The following is a 4,860-nucleotide window of genomic DNA, read 5'->3' on the forward strand; positions in this document are numbered from 1 at the left end:
GATAATAGTGCTTTAGCACTTACTAGATCAAGACTAACTATATTCTTAGATAGTAAAGATTCAAAAATAGGTTTAGCTAAAACAATTGTTAGTATTGTTTGTTGATTTAAACCAATTGCATTAATATGACTAATTTCAAACCAGTTAACTAATTCATTTTTTTGATATTGATTATATTTAATTACTTCTAATAAACTACTAATGTTATTTAGTTTAAAGTGGGTTCTTATATTTGAGATTGGGTTTTTAATTTCATAAGCTTTATTGAAATTAAAAACATCAAAAGCTACTGCTTGTTCATAATCTTTAAGATTATAAGTCTTAGCTTCATAAATCCCTAAGCTAATTAATAGTTGTTTTAGTTTATAAACAAAATCATAGTTTTGATTTTGTTTAAAGTTTAAGATATCAATACTAATCGGTACTGGATCAATTTTATTGATGCTGTTGATTTTCATAACATCTTCATAGATATCATAATCATTAACTATATCATACCGATGCATTGGTGTTTTAATTGTTTTAGAATTGATTTCATATCCTAAACGTTCTAAAAAAGAAGACGCTTGTTTAATGTTAACAGATGCTCCTATGATCTCACTTACATTATTTAAGTTGTTTTTAAGAGTAGTTGGATGATAGTTATTTTGATGATATAAAATATTAACATCATCAGAAAAATAATTAACTAAGTTCTTAAAAGCAATATAAGTTAAATAATTAGTTAATGGTTTAGAGAAACGAGATGCTGCAGTTGTATTTATTTTTAGTCTTCTAGCTGTATTTGCTACAGTTAAATCATTAAAGTTAGCACATTCAACTAATACTTGCTTTGTGTTTTTATCAACACAAGAATCAAGTGAACCAATGATGCCTGCTAAAGCAATTGTTTTTTGTTCATCAACAATGATTAAATCATTCTTTTTGATTTTATATACTAAATTATCTAAACCAACCATTTCATGATCTTTATCAGCATTTTTAAGTGTGATCTTACCATTTACTTTGCTTTGATCAAAAGCATGTAAAGGGTTAGTTATTAATAAACTTAATAAGTTCATTTGATCAGCAAAATGATTATGAACTTTAATGTTGTGATACATTAAAATGATTTTAGTAGCTCAGCTTGTTTGATAGTTAGCTAAATTATTAACTTCTAATAAGTGATAAGCATTAACATCATTTGATAAAATCTTAGCTTTAGATGTTAAATGGTTGATTTCAGATTTTAAATCAATACTTTCAAACCCAATAGGACTAAAATTAAAATAAGCATTTAGTTCTTTAATTAATCAATAATAACCATTTAGATCGTTTCGGTTTGATGGTAAACTGATTTCAATTAATTGATCATCTAATCAAAGTAATTGATTCGGATCACTTAATAATAATCTAGGTTGAGCTTGTAGAACTATAATCCCTTCTTGATCTTCTTTAGCTAACAGGTTTTTAAATTCTGGAACAAGTTCAGAGTAAGCACATAACATTCCATTTGATACTTGATCACGAATTACTCTTTTAGTAACAACTAATCCATTTCCAAGTGTCGCGTTTACTTTTGCTAATACTACATAATCATTAACATTAAAGTTATCTGCTCCACAAACAACATTATAAATCCCATCTTCAGTTTTAACTTCAACTAAATTAAGTTTATCTGCATTTGGATGTTTTTGTTTTTTAAGAACTCGTGCAATTGCTAAATTAGTATTTTTAGCTAATGTTTTAGTGTATTCAACCTCACACCCTAAATCCATTAATGCATCATAGAGTTGATCTAAACTAACTTTTTTAAATCGTGGTTGAAGTTGTTGTAAATATTTTCAACTAATAATCATATTCTACAACCTCCTTTTAGCGATTCTTAATTTGTTTATTAAATTTAATGTTGTTTGAATATAGATATCTAATATCATCTATTCCATACTTAAGCATAGCTACTCGATCAATTCCAATCCCAAAAGCTAATCCTTTAAGATTAAGATCTAAATTAGCTGCTTTTAGTACATTTTGATGTAACATCCCAGTTCCCATAATCTCAATTCAGGTTGAATACTTACAAACAGCACAACCTTTAAGATCACACTTAAAACATTGCACATCAACTTCAAAACTAGGTTCAGTAAAAGGGAAGAAACTTAAACGGTATCTAGTTTTAAGTTGTTCACCAAATAAATATTTGATTAGTGCATCAATTAATCATTTTAAATTAGCAATTGTTAAGTTTTCTTTGATTCAAACAAAATCAACTTGCATAAACTGGTGTGAGTGTGTTGCATCATCATCGTCTTTTCGATAAACATTACCAAACGACATAATTCGAATATCTTTATTTGATGCATTATAAATTAGTTCTGCAGTTGTTGTTGTACAATGGGTTCTTAACATTTTAATGTGATTAATAAAGAATGAATCCGCATTTGCACGAGCAGGATGGTTCTCATCAATATTAAGTTGATCAAAGTTCATTTTAATATCAACAACTTCATTGCCACTAACAATTTCAAAATTAAGTTGTTTAAAGAAATTAGCAATATCGTTAATAATGATTGTTAAAAGATGAAAAGTAGCTGAGTTATAATAATTTTCTTTTAGTGATAAATTAATTAATTGATCTGCACTTTTTTGATCAGATTCATTTTCAATAACATTTAAACATTCATTACAAACTTCTTCAATTTGTTGTTTAAATTGATTAATAACTAATCCTAAGCTTTTTTTATCATCACTACTTTTTAGTTGATCATACATTGGTAATAAATGTTGTTTAATAAAGATGTTTTTAAACTCAATTAGTTGACGTTCATTTTTAGCACTTAATAAACTAGTTTTAAGTTCTTTAAGTAATTGATCATTATGATTCATACTTACTATCCTCTTTTTGATCTAATTCTTCATGATCAATGGAAATAATATCAGTTGGTAAACTTTTTGTTTTTCTTTTTAGTTTTTTATCTTGATTAGTTGATTCACTACTATTAGATTGATCAGCTGGTTCTATTTCTTGTTCTTTTTCTTGTTCACTGCTTTTATTAGATTGATCAGTTTTCTTATTTTTGTTTCTAAAATAATTTCTTAATAAAACCTTCTCTTTAAGTTCAGGGATATAGGTGTTTGAATATGATCAATAAGCTCAGATATTAATATTGATCATAATAATTAAAAAAGCACTTACTCCAACAATTGAACCCCATTGAAACATTACTAATTGATTATATTTATACTCATAAACAGTTTTAACTAAAGTTAGTTCATTAGTTAGTTCAATACTTGATCATATTAATAAACCAATTAAGATTGCTACAAAACAATATGCAATAATAGTGATGACCTGAAAACCTTTTAAACTTTTCAGAAAGGTGGTTGTTTTATTGGTTTTGTTTTTCATAAAAAGTTCCTTGTTCTAAGATCGTTATTTAATTTTTAAATAATTAGTAAATAAATGATATTGAGAAATGTCAAAGTGTTTATGTTCATTAACTAAAACTTTATTTTTAATTTTAGTTAATAGTTGTTGATCATAGTTAATCTTAAGTAAAAGTTGATCAAGTTGATCATAACTAAAACCAAGTTGGTTTTCATCAAATTCTTTTTCATCTTTTGTGTTTGATGGACTTGGTGCTCTTTTAATAATTAACTCTGGTACTTTATAATATTTAGCTAGATCATAAATATGAGTTTTAAGCAGACCAATTAAAAAATAAAAGTCTGCTGCACTATCACCAAATTTAGTAAAGAATCCTAAAATGTATTCATCATAGTTTAAATTAGAAATAACTAACCCATTAATTTGATTAGCAATAATATATAAATAACTACTTCTTATTCTACTCTTTAAATTAGCAAAAGCTAAAGTATTATTATCTTTAATATCTAAAGCCAATAAATATTGATCATAAACAAGTTTAAGATCAATCGTTTTAATATCTTGATCAACATTAAGTAAACTAACACATTCATAATCAAGTTCTATATTATCAATTGGTAAGAAATATGGATATATTTCTAAGTTGTACTTTTGTTTAATGCTTTTTAAATAAGTATAAACAAGAGCACTGTCAACTCCTCCTGAAATTCCAATAACTACTTTATTAGAATTCATAGTAGCTAATTTAGTTAGCATTTGTTCAGTTACTTGATTAAAATAAGTTATTAACTCAAACATTTTATTATTAATCATTAACTACTCCTCATATTCAAGTTGAATATCATAAATGATTAAACTATCACCAGGAACTGCTCCTGCTTCTTTAAGTTGTTCTTTGAAGTTAATTGATTGGAGTTTTTGATTAAACCGAATTAAGTTATCTTGGGTATTTAAAGGGATACGGTGTGTTCAGTATTTTAAATAAGGTCCACTAATTTCAAAAACATGTTCATCAACTTGATTGATAACTATTGTTTTATCAATTACTTTTTCTTTAATACTGTAATCTTTTCAAACTAATAGTTGATCAGAAGAGTTATTTTGAGCTTGGATATTAAATTTATGTCTAGCTGCTAAATAAGCTTCAATGACTTGATCTAACATATCTTTGATATTAGTGTAATTAAGAGCACTAATCACAATTACATCTTGATCTTTTAAATGATCTTTTAGTAATGCTAGATTTTCTTCTGCTCCAATTGCATCAATTTTATTAGCTACAATAATAATTGGTTTATCAGCTACACTTTGTTTATAAGCGGATAGTTCATGAACAATTGTTTCATAAGCTTGAACAATATCAGCATTATCATTTGGATCTAATGAAATTAAATGTAATAGTAAGAAACATCGTTCGATGTGTCTTAGAAAATCAAATCCTAAACCAACCCCTTCATGCGCTCCTTCAATAAGTCCTGGGATATCAGCAAAAA

At 26.2% G+C, this 4,860-nt stretch carries 5 protein-coding genes; all 5 read right to left on the bottom strand.

Translation table 4 applies throughout. From position 1 onward, the window contains the following. A partial coding sequence (gene pheT / locus UDIV_RS02565; protein ID WP_038102940.1) for a phenylalanine--tRNA ligase subunit beta occupies nt 1–1,838 on the bottom strand: 1,838 nt, incomplete at its 3' end. A 16-nt stretch (nt 1,839–1,854) separates the two neighbouring features. Continuing rightward, nucleotides 1,855–2,865 carry a phenylalanine--tRNA ligase subunit alpha gene (gene pheS / locus UDIV_RS02570; RefSeq protein ID WP_038102941.1) on the bottom strand — a complete coding sequence of 337 codons (1,011 nt, stop codon included), beginning with the start codon at nt 2,863–2,865 and terminating at the stop codon, nt 1,855–1,857. Next, nucleotides 2,855–3,388: a hypothetical protein gene (locus UDIV_RS02575; RefSeq protein WP_051749475.1), complete on the bottom strand. Its 534-nt coding sequence runs from the start codon at nt 3,386–3,388 to the stop codon at nt 2,855–2,857. Before UDIV_RS02575 ends, pheS begins: the two co-directional genes overlap by 11 nt. A 24-nt stretch (nt 3,389–3,412) precedes the next feature. Next, entirely contained in the window at nt 3,413–4,180 is a 768-nt protein-coding gene (gene nadE, locus UDIV_RS02580; RefSeq protein ID WP_051749477.1) for an NAD(+) synthase, read from the bottom strand. Nucleotides 4,181–4,183: 3 nt separating this feature from the next. Then, the coding region (gene cgtA, locus UDIV_RS02585; protein ID WP_038102942.1) for an Obg family GTPase CgtA at nt 4,184–4,860 on the bottom strand (677 nt) is incomplete at its 5' end.

It is taken from the genome of Ureaplasma diversum NCTC 246 (assembly GCF_000731915.1).
Lineage (GTDB): Bacteria > Bacillota_I > Bacilli_A > Mycoplasmatales > Mycoplasmoidaceae > Ureaplasma > Ureaplasma diversum.